The following is a 13,717-nucleotide window of genomic DNA, read 5'->3' as shown; positions in this document are numbered from 1 at the left end:
CATCCGCACCCGGCTCACTTCTCCAGCCGCAGGACGACCTCCTCGATCTCCGCCTTCCGCGCGGGGGCGTACCCGGTGGCGCGGGCGGTGGGCACGAAGCCGCACTTGACGAGGACCCGGAGGGAACCGGCGTTGTCGGCCGCCGCCCGCGCGAACAGCGGGCGCTCCGGCACCTCGGTGAGCAGGGCCGCCAGCGCCGCCGTGGCGATGCCCCGGCCCCAGTACGCACGGTCCACCCAGTACGTCACCTCGCGCTCGCCGGGCTCCCCGTACACGGCCGCGCTGCCCACCACGTCTCCGTCCACCAGGATCGTGCGCACCACGGCGGACGAGGCGCGGATCCTGTTCCAGCGGTCGTCGAAGGCGTCCCGGTCGGTCGGGTCCTCCGGGGTGAAGGCGGCCATGGTGAGGGACTCGGGGTCGTTCGTCTGCCGGAAGAACACCGGCAGATCGCTGTCGTGGACCCGGCGCAGAGCGATCGGCATACCGCAGAGGGTAGGGCCTTCGCGCCCTGGGTTCAGAGCCGCCGGGTGGCCAGGGTCAGCCGGTCGCGTGCGTCGAACAGGGCGTCCTTCACCAGCTGCTCGTGCGCCGGCGTGAGCCGCGCCACCGGCACGGAGCAGCTGATCGCGTCCCGGGCCGGCGTGCGGTAGGGGATAGCCACGCCGAAGCAGCGCAGGCCCAGGGTGTTCTCCTCGCGGTCCACCGCGAAGCCCTGCTCGCGGACCTGGTGCAGCTCCTCGATGAGCTTCTCGCGGTCCGTGATCGTGTGCTCGGTGAGCGCCGGGAGCGTCTCCGGGAGCAGCTTGCGGACCTGCTCGTCGGTGTAGGTGCTCAGCAGGGCCTTGCCGAGCGAGGTGGAGTGCGCGGGCAGCCGGCGGCCGACCCGGGTGAACGGGCGCAGGTAGTGCTGCGACTGGCGGGTGGCGAGGTAGACGACGTTCGTGCCGTCCAGCCGGGCCAGGTGGATGGTCTCGGTGGTGTCGTCCGAGAGCCGGTCCAGGGTCGGCCGGGCGGACGCGACCACCTCGTCGCCGTCGATGTACGAGGTGCCGACGAGCAGCGCCCGCACCCCGATGCCGTACCGCGTGCCCGTCGCGTCCGTCTCCACCCAGCCCAGTTCCACGAGCGTGCGCAGCAACATGTACAGACTCGACTTGGGGTATCCGACGGCCTCCTGGACCGACGCGAGGGAGTGCATCCCGGGGCGGCCGGCGAAGTATTCCAGCAGCTCAACCGTCCTTACCGCGGACTTGACCTGCGCTCCGCCCCCCGTCTCGACAGCCGACATCGCCCTTGACCCCTTCGTTCGACGGGAAATACGCTCCGACAGCATATTCATCATCAGAGACAGCGTTCAGCATATCGAACGCCCCTGGTGGATGAGCCAGTACCAAACGTGGAGGGACCCGCGGTGGCAGCAGCACCAGTCTGGAGTGTCGACCCCCGAACCGGGAAGCAGCGTGAACAGGTTGCGGTGGAGGCCACAGCCCAGGAGGTCGACGCCGTCGTCCGTGCCGCCCACGAAACGCGCGGCTCCCTCACGGACCGTGCCGTCCGCGCCGCGTTCCTGCGCTCCGCCGCCGACCGCCTCCAGGCCGCCAAGGACACCCTCGTCGAGGTGGCCGACGCCGAGACCGCGCTCGGCCCGGTCCGGCTGAACGGCGAGCTCGCCCGCACCTGCTACCAGCTGCGCGCGTTCGCCGACATCGTCGACGAGGGCGCCTTCCTCGACGTCGTCGTCGACCACCCCGACGACACCGCCACCCCGCCCGTCCCCGACCTGCGCCGCTACAAGGTGCCGCTCGGCGTGGTCGCCGTGTACTCGGCGTCGAACTTCCCCTTCGCCTTCTCCGTCGTCGGCGGCGACACCGCCAGCGCGCTGGCGGCCGGCAACCCGGTCGTCGTCAAGTCCCACCCCGACCACCCGGGGCTGTCCGAGCTGGTCGCCAAGGTGGTGCGCACGGCCGCCGCCGAGCACGGCATCCCGGCGAGCGTGCTCGGCCTCGTGCACGGCTTCGACGCCGGGGTCGAGCTGATCGGGCACCCGCTGGTCGCCGCCGCCGGCTTCACCGGCTCGATCCGGGGCGGACGGGCCCTGTTCGACGCGGCGGCCGCCCGGCCGACGCCGATCCCGTTCCACGGCGAGCTGGGGTCGCTGAACCCCGTCGTGGTGACCGAGGCGGCCGCCGCCGAGCGCGCCGAGGCCATCGGGACCGGACTCGCCGGGTCGATGACGATGGGCGTCGGCCAGTTCTGCGTCAAGCCCGGGCTGGTCCTGGTGCCGTCCGGCGCGTCCGGCGACGGGCTGCTCAAGTCCCTGACCGACGCCGTGAGCGACACCGAGGCGGGTGTGCTGCTCGACCACCGGATGCGGGACGACTTCGTCGCCGGGGTCGCCGAGCGCGCCGCGCTGCCCGACGTGGAGTCGCCGGTCACGCCCGGCGCGGGCGGGGAGCACACCGTGAGCGCGGGGTTCCTGACCGTGCCCGCCGCCCGGCTCACCGCCGCGGGCACGCACGACCTGCTGCTCGAGGAGTGCTTCGGGCCGGTCACCGTCGTGGCCCGCTACGAGGACGACGACGAGGTCAGGGCCGTGCTGTCGCGGCTGCCGGGCAACCTCACGGCGACCGTCCAGCTGTCCGAGGGCGAGGCGGCCGGTGAGGGACGCGGCGGGGAGATCCTCGCCGAGCTGACGCCGCTCGCCGGGCGGGTGCTGGTCAACGGCTGGCCGACCGGCGTCGCCGTGGCACCGGCGCAGCACCACGGAGGGCCCTACCCGGCCACCACGTCGACCTCCACCTCGGTGGGCGGCACGGCGATCGAACGGTGGCTGCGGCCGGTCGCCTACCAGAACACCCCTGCCGCGCTGCTCCCCGTGGAGCTGCGGGACGAGAACGAGCCGGGTCTTCCCCGGCGGTTCAACGGGCGTCTGGAGCGATAGCGCCTGGGGCTCCGCGTGAACGTCCGATAATCAGACCATGGACTTCTCGCTCCCCGAACTGCCCTTTCCCCTGCGTACCTACGGGCCCGACGGGCACTGGTTCCACGAGGACGGGGTGCTCACCGGCTGGGCCGGAGCGCGGCAGGACCGGTTCGTGACGCCCACCGGGGAGGCGCTGGACGCCGCCGCCGACGCCCCCCGCCTGCTGGGGGCCCCGGAGGGCGACTTCCAGCTGATCGCACGGGTCACCGTGGGGTTCACCGGGGCCTTCGACGCGGGGACGTTGTACGTCCAGGTCGGCGAGCGGGCCTGGGCCAAGCTCTGCCTGGAGTACTCCCCGGACGTGGCGACCGTCTGCACGGTGGTCACCCGGGGACACTCCGACGACGCCAACGCCTTCACCGTGGAGGGGAGTTCGGTCTGGCTGCGGGTGAGCCGGACCGGCCGGGCCTTCGCCTTCCACGCCTCCCGGGACGGCCGCCGCTGGACCTTCGTCCGCCTGTTCACCCTCGGCGACGAGGAGCGGACCGGCGCGGCCCTGGTCGGCTTCATGACGCAGTCGCCGATCGGGGAGGGCTGCGTGGTGACGTACGACCACCTCGAGTTCAGGCCCGAGTGGCCGGCCGACCTGAGGGACGGCAGCTGACCGGTCCTGCGAGTGGGGGACGGAACCGGGGCGACGGCCGTCACGTCCTCCCGGCGCGTGAGCGGCGGCGCCGGGCCGGGGAATGAAGCGGGCTGCTTGAACGTTCATGCACCTGGCGGAGGGAACCTCCGTGTCAGCCGCACGACCTGAAGAGAGCCGAGACATGCGCGTCGAGATCTGGAGCGACATCGCCTGCCCGTGGTGCTACGTGGGCAAGGCCCGCTTCGAGAAGGCGCTCGAGGCCTTCCCGCACCGCGACCAGGTCGAGGTGGTCCACCGTTCCTTCGAGCTGGACCCGGGCCGCGCCAAGGGCGACGTGCAGCCGGTACTCGCCATGCTCACCAAGAAGTACGGGATGAGCCAGGCGCAGGCGCAGGCCGGCGAGGAGAACCTGGGCGCGCAGGCCGCCGCCGAGGGCCTCGACTACCGCACCCGGGACCGCGACCACGGCAACACCTTCGACATGCACCGTCTGCTGCACTTCGCCAAGGAGCAGGGCCGCCAGGACGAGCTCATCCAGCTCCTGTACCGGGCGAACTTCGCCGAGGAGCGGTCCGTCTTCACCGAGGGCGACGAGCGGCTCGTGGAGCTGGCGGTCGAGGCGGGCCTGGACGCCGACGCCGCCCGCACGGTCCTCGCCGACCCGGCCGCCTACGCCGACGAGGTCCGCGCCGACGAGCGCGAAGCCGCCGAGCTCGGCGCGAACGGCGTGCCCTTCTTCGTCCTCGACCGCGCCTACGGCGTCTCCGGCGCCCAGCCCGCGGAGGTCTTCGCCCAGGCCCTGACCCGGGCGTGGGGGGACCGCTCGCCGCTGCAACTGATCGACGACGGCGGCGCGCAGGCCTGCGGCCCGGACGGCTGCGAAGTCCCCCAGCGGTGAAACCTCAGGTCAGCGCCCATCCATAAGCGTTCCTTAGGGGAATCGCGTAAAAATCGGCAATGGACGGGGAGATCCGTGGGGCCCAGAGTGGAGGCATGGAGACCTTCGAGAGCCGTGTCCGTGCCGAGTTCACCCCGAAGACCACGTATCTGAACACCGCGAGCAACGGCCTGCTGCCCGCGAGGGCGGTCGCCGCCCTGCACGAGGCGGTGCTGCTGCGGGCCGAGGGGCGGCCGCTGACCCCGCTGCACGAGGACGTGGAGGCCTGCCGGGCCGCCTACGCCCGGCTGGCCGGCGTCCCCGTGACCCGGGTGGCCCTCGGCACCTCCGTCGCCGCGCACACCGGGGTGATCGCCGCCGCGCTCCCGGCCGGCGCCGAAGTGCTCACGGCGGAAAACGACTTCACCTCCGTGCTGAACCCGTTCCACGTCCGCGGCGACCTCAAGGTCCGGGCCGTCCCGCTGGAGCGGATCGCCGAGTCCGTCCGTCCCGGCACCGCGCTGGTCGCCGTCAGCGCCGCCCAGTCCGCCGACGGCCGGATCGCCGACCTGCCCGCCCTGCGCGAGGCGGCCCGGGCGCACGGGGCACGTACCTACGTCGACTTCTCGCAGTCCGCCGGCTGGCTGCCGACGGACGCCGGCGCGTACGACTTCTCCGCCGCCGTGTCCTACAAGTGGCTGCTCGGCCCGCACGGCGCGGCCTTCCTCGTCGTCCCGGAGGACTTCGGCGGGCTGTCGCCGATCCTCGCGGGCTGGGTCACCGGCGAGGAGCCCTGGGACAGCTGTTACGGCCCGGTGGCCGAACTCGCGCACTCCGCACGGCGGTTCGACCTGGCACCCGCCCTGCTCGGCTACGCCGGACTGCGGCGCTCCCTGGAACTGGTCGAGGAGATCGGCGTCGAGGAGATCGGCGCACACGACCTGGCCCTCGCCGACCGCTTCCGCGCCGGACTCGCCGCACTCGGCCGCGAACCCCTCCCCGCGCCCGGCTCCGCGATCGTCTCGGTGCCCGGACTCGGTTTCCGGCAGCCCGAGTTGGCCGCGGCAGGCATCCAGGTCTCCGACCGCGCGGGCAGCCTGCGCGCCGCGTTCCACCTCTACAACACGGCCGCCGACGTCGACCGCCTGCTGGACGTCCTGTCGGGCTGACGCGACCGACCGCCGCCGGGAGCTTCCGGCGGCGGTCGGTCGCGTCAGCCCGGCGTCAGGGGACCGGGCAGCGGCTCGTCGCGCAGCGGCTCATCGCACCGGGGTGAAGTGAAGTCCCTGGCCCCGATGAACTCCGGACGGCGGATCGGCGCCGCGAACGGCTCCACCGCCGTGTTCTCCACGCTGTTGAACACGATGAAGACGTTGCTGCGCGGGTAGGGCGTGATGTTGTCGCCCGACCCGTGCATGCAGTTGCAGTCGAACCAGGTCGCCGAACCGGCCCTGCCGGTGAACAGCCTGATGCCGTGGGCATCCGCCATCGAGGTGAGCGCCTCGTCGGACGGCGTGCCCGCGTCCTGCATCTGCAGCGACTGCTTGTAGTTGTCCTTCGGCGTGGCCCCGGCGCAGCCCAGGAACGTCCGGTGCGAACCCGGCATGATCATGAGTCCGCCGTTGGTGTCGAGGTTCTCGGTCAGCGCGATCGACACGGACACCGTCCGCATGTTCGGCAGCCCGTCCTCGGCGTGCCAGGTCTCGAAGTCGGAGTGCCAGTAGAAGCCCCCGGCCCCGAAGCCCGGCTTGACGTTGATCCGCGACTGGTGGACGTACACGTCCGACCCCAGGATCTGCCGGGCCCGCCCGACGACCCGCTCGTCACGGACCAGCGCGGCGAACACCTGGCTGAGCTTGTGCACCTCGAAGACGGACCGGATCTCCTTCGAGCGCGGCTCGACGATCGACCGCTCGTCCGCCCGGATCTCCGGGTCGGTGACGAGCCGCTCCAGCTCACGCCGGTACACGGCGACCTCGTCGTCGCCGATCAGCTGGTCGACGGTGAGGAAGCCGTCGCGCTCGTAGGAGTGCAGAGCGGCGGCCGGGATCGGGCCGGGGGCGTCGGGGGAGCCCCAGAGGACGGGGTCCTGGCGGGGGACGGACACCTCGGTGGTGCCACGGGTGGGGTAGAGATCGGTGAGCGTGGTCACGATGCCTGCACCTCCTCGGGCTCGGTCAGCAGGGGGTAGACGCCGTTCTCGTCGTGGTCCTCCCGTCCGGTGACGGGCGGGTTGAACACGCAGAGGCAGCGGAAGTCCTCCTTGACGCGCAGCGTGTGCCGCTCGTGCCCGTCGAGGAGGTACATGGTGCCGGGCGTGACGGTGTGCGTCAGCCCGCTCTCGTGGTCGGTCAGCTCGGCCTCGCCCTCGACGCAGACGACGGCCTCGACGTGGTTCGCGTAGTGCATCGACGTCTCGGTGCCCGCGTACAGAATCGTTTCGTGCAGCGAGAATCCGACACGCTCCCGGGCCAGGACGATGCGTTTGCTCTCCCAGGTGCCGGACGCCGCCCGCACATGCCGGTCGGTGCCCTCGATGTCCTTGAACGAACGGACGATCACGGTGTCGCGATGCCTCCTAGGTAGGTGACGGATGGCCCGGCCGCCGAAGCGGCCGGTGCGCGGGCCGGGCCGGGGTCGCGGCCGGCCCGCACGGGAGCGTCAGACGGTCTCCCGCACGGCCCGGGCGACGATGCTCAGGCCCTCGTCCAGCTCCTCCGGGGTGATGGTCAGCGCCGGCAGCAGCTTGACGACCTCGCTCTCCGGGCCGGACGTCTCGATCAGCAGCCCGAGTTCGAAGGCGCGCCGCGCGACCCGGCCGGCCCGCTCCTTCTCGTGGAACTCCAGGCCCCACACCAGACCGCGGCCCCGGTACTCCTTGACGTCGGCGAGGTTCTCCTCGGTGATCGAGATGAGCCCCTGCTCGATCTGCTCGCCGCGCGTCCGGGTCTGCTTCTCCATGGCCGACCCGTCGGCCCAGTACGTCTCGAGCGCGGCGGTGGCGGTGACGAAGGCCGGGTTGTTGCCGCGGAAGGTGCCGTTGTGCTCGCCCGGCTCCCACACGTCGAGCTCCGGCCGGAACAGGCAGAGCGACATGGGCAGTCCGTAGCCGCTGATGGACTTGGACACCGTGACGATGTCCGGGACGATGCCGGCCTCCTCGAAGGAGAAGAAGGCCCCGGTGCGCCCGCACCCCATCTGGATGTCGTCGACGATCAGCAGCATGTCCTGGCGCTCGCACAGATCCTTGAGCGCCCGCAGCCACTCCGGACGCGCGGCGTTGATGCCGCCCTCGCCCTGCACGGTCTCGACGATCACGGCGGCGGGCTTGTTGAGGCCGGAGCCCTGGTCCTCGAGCAGCCGCTCGAACCAGAGGAAGTCCGGGACCTGGCCGTCGAAGTAGTTGTCGAACGGCATCGGCGTGCCGTGCACCAGGGGGACGCCGGCGCCGGCCCGCTTGAAGGCGTTGCCGGTCACGGCGAGCGACCCGAGGGACATGCCGTGGAAGGCGTTGGTGAACGACACGATGGCCTCGCGGCCCTTCACCTTCCGCGCCAGCTTCAGTGCGGACTCCACGGCGTTGGTGCCCGTCGGGCCCGGGAACATGACCTTGTAGGGCAGGTCACGGGGGCGCAGCACCAGGTCCTGGAAGGTCTGCAGGAACGTCCGCTTGGCGACCGTCGACATGTCGAGCCCGTGCGTGACGCCGTCCCGCAGCAGGTAGTCGATCAGCGCCCGTTTCAGCACGGGGTTGTTGTGGCCGTAGTTGAGCGATCCGGCGCCGGCGAAGAAGTCCAGGTACCGATGGCCGTCCTCGTCGTACATGCGGCTGCCCTGCGCGCGGTCGAAGACGACGGGCCAGCCGCGGCAGTAGCTGCGCACCTCGGATTCGAGGGTCTCGAAGACGCTGAGGTCGGGCTGGGTGAGGGTCACGGCGAAAACACTCCTTGTGTGGGGTCGGCAGGAGAGCGGTACGGGGGCGGGGACGCGGGGGGAGGCGGGAGAGCGCGGGCGGATCAGAAGGAGAGCGGGCCGATCCGGTACAGCACCTCGGGGTCGTGCGGGCCGTCGGGGAACAGCCCGGCGCCGAACAGCACCTCGCGGGTGACGGTCGCCCCGTGCCGTTCGGCGTACGAGGCGAACAGCCGCTCGGAGGCGGTGTTGCCCGGCGTGATGGTGGTCTCGACGGTGGTGAGCGGGCGCTGGGCGGCGAGTCGCGCGGTCAGCCCGTCGAGCAGCGCGGCGGCGAGTCCGCGACCTCGGTGGGCGGCGTCGACGGCCACCTGCCAGACCAGCAGGGTGCGCGGGTCCTCCGGCCGTACGTAGCCGGTGACGAAACCGACCGGCGCGCCGTCCTCCGCGCGCGCCACCGCCGAGGTGCCGGCGAAGTCGCGGCACCACAGCAGATAGCTGTAGGAGGAGTTCAGATCGAGCGTTCCGGATTCCTTGGCGAGACGCCAGAGGGCGGCTCCGTCAGCCACCGACGGGCGGTCGATACGCAGGTCTGCTTGTGCGGCAGTCATGCGGATGGAACTTACCGAGCGAAATTCGATAACGCATGGAGAGGCCGTGGTGATTCCGTGATGCCGGAGAGGCGGGAGCCCTGTTTGTCCTGATTCACACCGCGCAAAAGGTGCATATAGTCGAACTTGTGCAATGCGTCACGCAGTTCCGGGGCACCCGGAAATTACTGCGTTTAGGCATGGGAAAGTGGGGCAGAAGCACTCGGGAAAGCTATCGCGGGGAAGTCCCCGAAAAATATCCGGAATGAATTTCCGAATTACCTTCCGTTCAGGTTCCGGTCACTCCGTCGATGCGCTCGCGGAGAATGTCGGCGTGGCCGTTGTGGCGGGCGTACTCCTCGATCATGTGGACGAGCACCCAGCGCAGGCTGACCTCGAGCCCGGCCATCGGGCCGTCCACGATCCGGCCGGTGTCCTCGAGCGACCGCCCGGCGATCAGCTCGCGCCCGCGGGCGATCTCCCGCCGCCAGACGGTCAGCGCCTCGTCGAGGCCGCGGTCCGCGTCGAGTGCGTAGCCGGTCCTCTCCCCGAAGACCGGCGGCACCTCGAGACCGGCGAACGCCCGCTGGAACCAGTTGCGTTCGACCTCGGCGAGATGCTGCACCAGGCCGAGGAGGGTGAGCGAGGACGGCTCGGCGGACGCCGTCCGCGCCTGCCCGTCGTCCAGCCCGGCGCACTTCAGCTCCAGCGTGGCCCGGTGGAACGCCAGCCAGCTCTCCAGCATGGGGAGTTCCTCGCCGGTCAGCAGCGGGACCGGGCGGCCGTCGGGAAGTTTCCGGTGCGCGTCGGTGGTCATGACGGCAGCATGCCACCGGCCTCCGACACCGACGGCCGATTCCGGCCGCCGTCCGGCCGGTTCGGCCTTCCGATCGGTTCCCGTCGCCCCTCCGGTCGGTTCCCGTCGCCCCTCCGGTCGGTTCCCGTCGCCCCTCCGGTCGGTTCTCGCCGTTCCTCCGGTCGGTTCTCGCCGTTCCTCCGGTCGGTCCTGGTGGTGCCGTCAGTTCCGGCCGCGCTCCGTGGCCCGGCGGGCCGCGTCCAGGTCGACGGGCAGGCCCTTCCCGGTCAGGGCGGCGCCCAGGGCGGCCAGGCATCCCCGCACCGCGCCCAGGGTCGCGTCCGCCCCGTAGTGGTTGACCCGGATCATCTCACCGGCCGGCGCGCCCCCGCCCGCGGCCAGCGGCAGCGCGGGGTCGATCGCCAGCGCCCGGGCCACCAGCTCCGACGCCGGCACGCCCGCCGGCGCCCGCAGCGTCGTGGCGACCGGCGCCGCCTCCGCCGCGTCGTGCACATACGGCTCGAGCCCGCCGCCCAGCGCCGACGCGCCCGCCCGCGTCGCCGCCGCCGCGGACGCGTGACGGGCCATCACCGTCTTCAGCCCCTCGGTCTCGATCCGCTCGACGCACGCCTCGAGGGCCAGCATCTCCAACTGCGCCGGCGCGTGCGGCAGGGCCGTGCGGCCGCCGTCGATCCAGCGCTGCTTCCAGTCCAGCAGGGACAGGTAGGAGCGGCGCGGGGCCTGCGGGTTCGCGGACATCCGCGTCCACGCCCGCTCGCTCACCGAGACCGCCGACACGCCCGCCGGGCCGCCCATCGCCTTCTGCGCGCCGATCACGCACAGGTCCACGCCCCACGCGTCCGGCAGCACCGGCTCCGCGCCGATCGAGGCGACCGCGTCCAGGTAGAACAGCGCGCCGTGCTCCCGCACCACCTCGCCGACGGCCGCGACCGGGTTGGTGTTTCCGGTCGCCGCCTCCGCGTGCACCAGCGACACGAAGTCGATCTCCGGGTGCTCGGCGAACGCCTCGCGGACCTGTGCCGCCGTCACCGCCGTGTGGAAGGGGACCGCCAGGTCGATCACGGTCGCGCCGCAGTCCCGCAGCCAGTCGCCGAAGGTCTGCCCGTACGGGCCGGTGATCACGTTGAGGGCCGTGGTGCCCGGACCCGCCGCGCCCCGGATCGCCCCCTCCAGGGGCAGCAGTGCCTCGCCCTGCATGACCACGACGTCCTGCCGGGTGTCCAGCAGCCGGGCCACCCGGTCCTCGATCGAGGCGAAATGTGCGGCGCTCAGCGGTGCGAGGTCCAGGAACGGGTGTGTCACGACGGTGCTCTCTTCGCTGACGGGGTAGAGGGACGAGAGTAACCGGGACATCCTCCCCCCTCTCCACTGGTGACTTCGTAGGTCGGACGACCTCGTGGCCATCGGATTGGTTTGAGAGACTCAAACTCATCCTTATAATCGGAACCCATAGTTCCCTTACAGGAAGGCCCGCCGTGATCCCCCTCTCCGGGCGCCGGACCCGCATCCTGGCCGCTGTCACCGCGACGGCCGGGCTCGTGCTCGTGGCCGCCTGCACGTCGAGCGACGACGGCGGCAGCGGCTCCAAGACCGCCGCCGGCGGGGTCGAGCTCGTCAAGGCGGGCCGGCTCACCACCTGCACCCATCTGCCCTACCCGCCCTTCCAGTCGGAGATCGACGGCAAGGTGCAGGGCTTCGACGTCTCCCTGATCGACCTGGTCGCCAAGAACCTCGGCGTGAAGCAGGCGATCGTCGACACGCCCTTCGAGAACTTCAAGACCGGCGCCTTCCTGAACTCCGGCCAGTGCGACCTTGCCGCGGCCGGCATGACCATCACCGACGAGCGCAAGAAGAACGTCGACTTCTCCGACCCCTACTTCGAGGCCACCCAGGCCGTCCTGGTCGACAAGGGCGCGGGCGTCACCTCGCTCGCCGACGTGAAGGCCAAGGGCGTCAAGCTGGGCGCGCAGGCGCAGACCACCGGCGAGGACTACGCCGAGAAGCAGGGCTTCGACGCGGTCTCCTTCGAGTCCTCCGACGCCGTCCTCAACGGACTGCGCACCGGTCAGGTCAAGGCCGTCATCATCGACTACCCGGTGGTCCAGGGCTGGCTGAAGGACAAGGCCAACGCCGACGCCTTCAAGGTCGTCGACAACCTCAACACCGGCGAGCAGTACGGCTTCACGGTGAAGAAGGGCAACGCGAAGCTGGTCGCCGCGATCAACAAGGCGCTGGCGGACGCCAAGGCCGACGGCACGTACAAGACGCTGTACGAGAAGTGGATCGGCCCGTACGACGCGTCCGCGGCCTCCCCGTCGGCGTCATGACCGCCGCGGACGTACCGCTCCGGCCGAAGAGGAAGGGACCGACCCGGCGGCAGAGGCGCCGGCTGTCGCGCGGCGCGCAGTACGCCGTGTTCGTCGCCGCCGTGATCGTCTTCGCGGTGACGGCCGACTGGGGCCGGCTGAAGAACCAGTTCGCCCAGTGGGACATCGCGAAGGAGATGTTCCCGGACGTCATCACGCTGGCGCTGAAGAACACCGTCCTGTACACCCTGTCGGGCTTCCTGCTGGGGCTGGTGCTCGGCCTGGTCATCGCGCTGATGCGGCTGTCCTCGGTGGGCCCGTACCGCTGGGTGGCCGGCGTGTACATCGAGATCTTCCGGGGTCTGCCCGCCCTGCTGATCTTCGTGTTCATCGGCGTGGCCGTGCCGTTGGCCTTCCCCGGCACGGAGATCGTCGGCGGCACCTACGGCAAGGCGGCCCTCGCGCTCGGCCTGGTGGGCGCCGCGTACATGGCGGAGACGTTCCGCGCGGGCATCCAGGCGGTGCCCAAGGGGCAGACGGAGGCGGCGCGCTCGCTGGGCTTCTCGCCCGCCCGCGCGATGATCTCCATCGTCATCCCGCAGGCGTTCCGGATCATCCTGCCGCCGCTCACCAACGAACTGATCATCCTCTTCAAGGACTCCTCCCTGGTCCTGCTCCTCGGTGTGACCCTTCAGGAGCGCGAACTGTCCAAGTTCGGCCGGGATCTGGCCAGCGACACCGCCAACTCCACGCCGATCCTGGTCGCCGGCCTGTGCTACCTGCTGGTGACCGTCCCGCTCGGCTTCGTCGTGCGCCGCATGGAGGCCAAGGCCCAGGAGGCCGTGAAATGAGCCGACCCGAGATCGAAGTGCGCGGCCTGCACAAGGCGTTCGGCGACAACGAGGTGCTGCGGGGCATCGACCTGGAGATCGGCCGGGGCGAGGTCGTCTGCGTGATCGGCCCCTCCGGCTCCGGCAAGTCGACGCTGCTGCGCTGCGTGAACCTGCTGGAGGAACCGACGAAGGGCCAGGTCTTCGTCGGCGGCACCGAGCTCACCGACCCCGATGTCGACATCGACGCCGTGCGACGCCGTATCGGCATGGTCTTCCAGCAGTTCAACCTGTTCCCGCACCTGTCGGTGACCGAGAACCTGACGCTGCCGCAGCGCCGGGTGCTCGGCCGCGGCAAGGCAAAGGCCGCCGAGGTCGCGGCCCGGAACCTGGAGCGGGTGGGCCTGTCGGAGAAGGCGCACGCCTATCCCTCCTCCCTCTCCGGCGGCCAGCAGCAGCGCGTCGCGATCGCCCGCGCGCTGGCCATGGGCCCCGACGTGATGCTCTTCGACGAGCCGACGTCCGCGCTCGACCCGGAGCTGGTCGGGGACGTCCTGGCCGTCATGCGCATGCTGGCGAACGAGGGCATGACGATGATGGTCGTCACCCACGAGATGAGCTTCGCCCGCGAGGTCGCCGACCGGGTCGTCTTCATGGACGGCGGAGTGATCGTCGAGGACGGCGCCCCCGCCCAGGTCATCGGCGCTCCGCGGCACGAGCGCACCCGCCACTTCCTCTCCCGCCTCCTCGACCCGGCGATGGCCGACGTGGAGGAGGAGACCTCCGACCAGGTGGGCAAGACCACTGGCTAGG

At 71.3% G+C, this 13,717-nt stretch carries 15 protein-coding genes; 7 read left to right on the top strand and 8 right to left on the bottom strand.

Going from position 1 to position 13,717, the window contains the following annotated elements:
* Window positions 1–14: 14 nt before the first annotated feature.
* A complete protein-coding gene (locus QF032_RS10055) occupies window positions 15–485 on the bottom strand; it encodes a GNAT family N-acetyltransferase (RefSeq protein WP_306953422.1) in 471 nt (156 codons plus the stop codon).
* A gap of 32 nt (window positions 486–517) precedes the next feature.
* On the bottom strand, window positions 518–1,291 hold the full coding sequence (locus QF032_RS10050; protein ID WP_107444662.1) for an IclR family transcriptional regulator: 774 nt from the start codon (window positions 1,289–1,291) through the stop codon (window positions 518–520).
* A gap of 123 nt (window positions 1,292–1,414) precedes the next feature.
* Here QF032_RS10050 and QF032_RS10045 point away from each other — a divergent pair, with 123 nt between their 5' ends.
* From QF032_RS10045 to QF032_RS10030, 4 genes are all read left to right on the top strand, one after another.
* Window positions 1,415–2,944, top strand: a complete 1,530-nt coding sequence (locus QF032_RS10045) for an aldehyde dehydrogenase (NADP(+)) (RefSeq protein WP_307041675.1) — start codon at window positions 1,415–1,417, stop codon at window positions 2,942–2,944.
* A 37-nt stretch (window positions 2,945–2,981) separates the two neighbouring features.
* A complete protein-coding gene (locus tag QF032_RS10040) occupies window positions 2,982–3,590 on the top strand; it encodes a DUF1349 domain-containing protein (protein ID WP_307041673.1) in 609 nt (202 codons plus the stop codon).
* Window positions 3,591–3,753: 163 nt separating this feature from the next.
* The gene (locus tag QF032_RS10035; RefSeq protein WP_307055788.1) at window positions 3,754–4,470 is read left to right on the top strand and encodes a DsbA family oxidoreductase; all 717 of its coding nucleotides are present in this window, start codon (window positions 3,754–3,756) and stop codon (window positions 4,468–4,470) included.
* Between the two features lie 95 nt (window positions 4,471–4,565).
* On the top strand, window positions 4,566–5,618 hold the full coding sequence (locus tag QF032_RS10030) for an aminotransferase class V-fold PLP-dependent enzyme (protein ID WP_307041669.1): 1,053 nt from the start codon (window positions 4,566–4,568) through the stop codon (window positions 5,616–5,618).
* Window positions 5,619–5,662: 44 nt separating this feature from the next.
* Here the strand turns inward: QF032_RS10030 and thpD are convergent, their stop codons facing one another.
* From thpD to QF032_RS10000, 6 genes are all read right to left on the bottom strand, one after another.
* Window positions 5,663–6,604, bottom strand: a complete 942-nt coding sequence (gene thpD / locus QF032_RS10025) for an ectoine hydroxylase (RefSeq protein WP_373430465.1) — start codon at window positions 6,602–6,604, stop codon at window positions 5,663–5,665.
* Window positions 6,598–7,011, bottom strand: coding sequence for an ectoine synthase (locus tag QF032_RS10020; protein ID WP_107444667.1), 414 nt, complete (start codon window positions 7,009–7,011; stop codon window positions 6,598–6,600). Before QF032_RS10020 ends, thpD begins: the two co-directional genes overlap by 7 nt.
* A 99-nt stretch (window positions 7,012–7,110) precedes the next feature.
* Complete coding sequence (gene ectB, locus QF032_RS10015) at window positions 7,111–8,382, bottom strand: diaminobutyrate--2-oxoglutarate transaminase (RefSeq protein ID WP_307041663.1); 1,272 nt, start codon at window positions 8,380–8,382, stop codon at window positions 7,111–7,113.
* Window positions 8,383–8,465: 83 nt separating this feature from the next.
* The gene (gene ectA, locus QF032_RS10010; protein WP_307055784.1) at window positions 8,466–8,972 is read right to left on the bottom strand and encodes a diaminobutyrate acetyltransferase; all 507 of its coding nucleotides are present in this window, start codon (window positions 8,970–8,972) and stop codon (window positions 8,466–8,468) included.
* Between the two features lie 268 nt (window positions 8,973–9,240).
* Window positions 9,241–9,768: a DinB family protein gene (locus QF032_RS10005; RefSeq protein ID WP_307041660.1), complete on the bottom strand. Its 528-nt coding sequence runs from the start codon at window positions 9,766–9,768 to the stop codon at window positions 9,241–9,243.
* Window positions 9,769–9,969: 201 nt separating this feature from the next.
* Window positions 9,970–11,070, bottom strand: coding sequence for a pyridoxal-phosphate-dependent aminotransferase family protein (locus QF032_RS10000; RefSeq protein ID WP_307060199.1), 1,101 nt, complete (start codon window positions 11,068–11,070; stop codon window positions 9,970–9,972).
* Between the two features lie 173 nt (window positions 11,071–11,243).
* Between QF032_RS10000 and QF032_RS09995 the strand changes: the two genes are divergently transcribed.
* Genes QF032_RS09995 through QF032_RS09985 form a run of 3 tightly spaced genes read left to right on the top strand, consistent with a single transcriptional unit; the run spans window position 11,244 to window position 13,716 of the window.
* Window positions 11,244–12,095 (top strand): transporter substrate-binding domain-containing protein, encoded by an 852-nt coding sequence (locus QF032_RS09995; protein WP_307041656.1) that lies wholly within the window; start codon window positions 11,244–11,246, stop codon window positions 12,093–12,095.
* Window positions 12,092–12,925, top strand: a complete 834-nt coding sequence (locus QF032_RS09990; RefSeq protein ID WP_307041654.1) for an amino acid ABC transporter permease — start codon at window positions 12,092–12,094, stop codon at window positions 12,923–12,925. The genes QF032_RS09995 and QF032_RS09990 overlap by 4 nt, the downstream gene beginning before the upstream one ends.
* A complete protein-coding gene (locus tag QF032_RS09985) occupies window positions 12,922–13,716 on the top strand; it encodes an amino acid ABC transporter ATP-binding protein (protein ID WP_306953445.1) in 795 nt (264 codons plus the stop codon). Before QF032_RS09990 ends, QF032_RS09985 begins: the two co-directional genes overlap by 4 nt.
* Window position 13,717 lies beyond the last annotated feature (1 nt).

This window comes from Streptomyces achromogenes (genome assembly GCF_030816715.1).
GTDB lineage: Bacteria > Actinomycetota > Actinomycetes > Streptomycetales > Streptomycetaceae > Streptomyces > Streptomyces achromogenes_A.
Note: the sequence above shows the minus strand (reverse complement) of the source record. Positions and strands in the feature narration are given on the sequence as shown.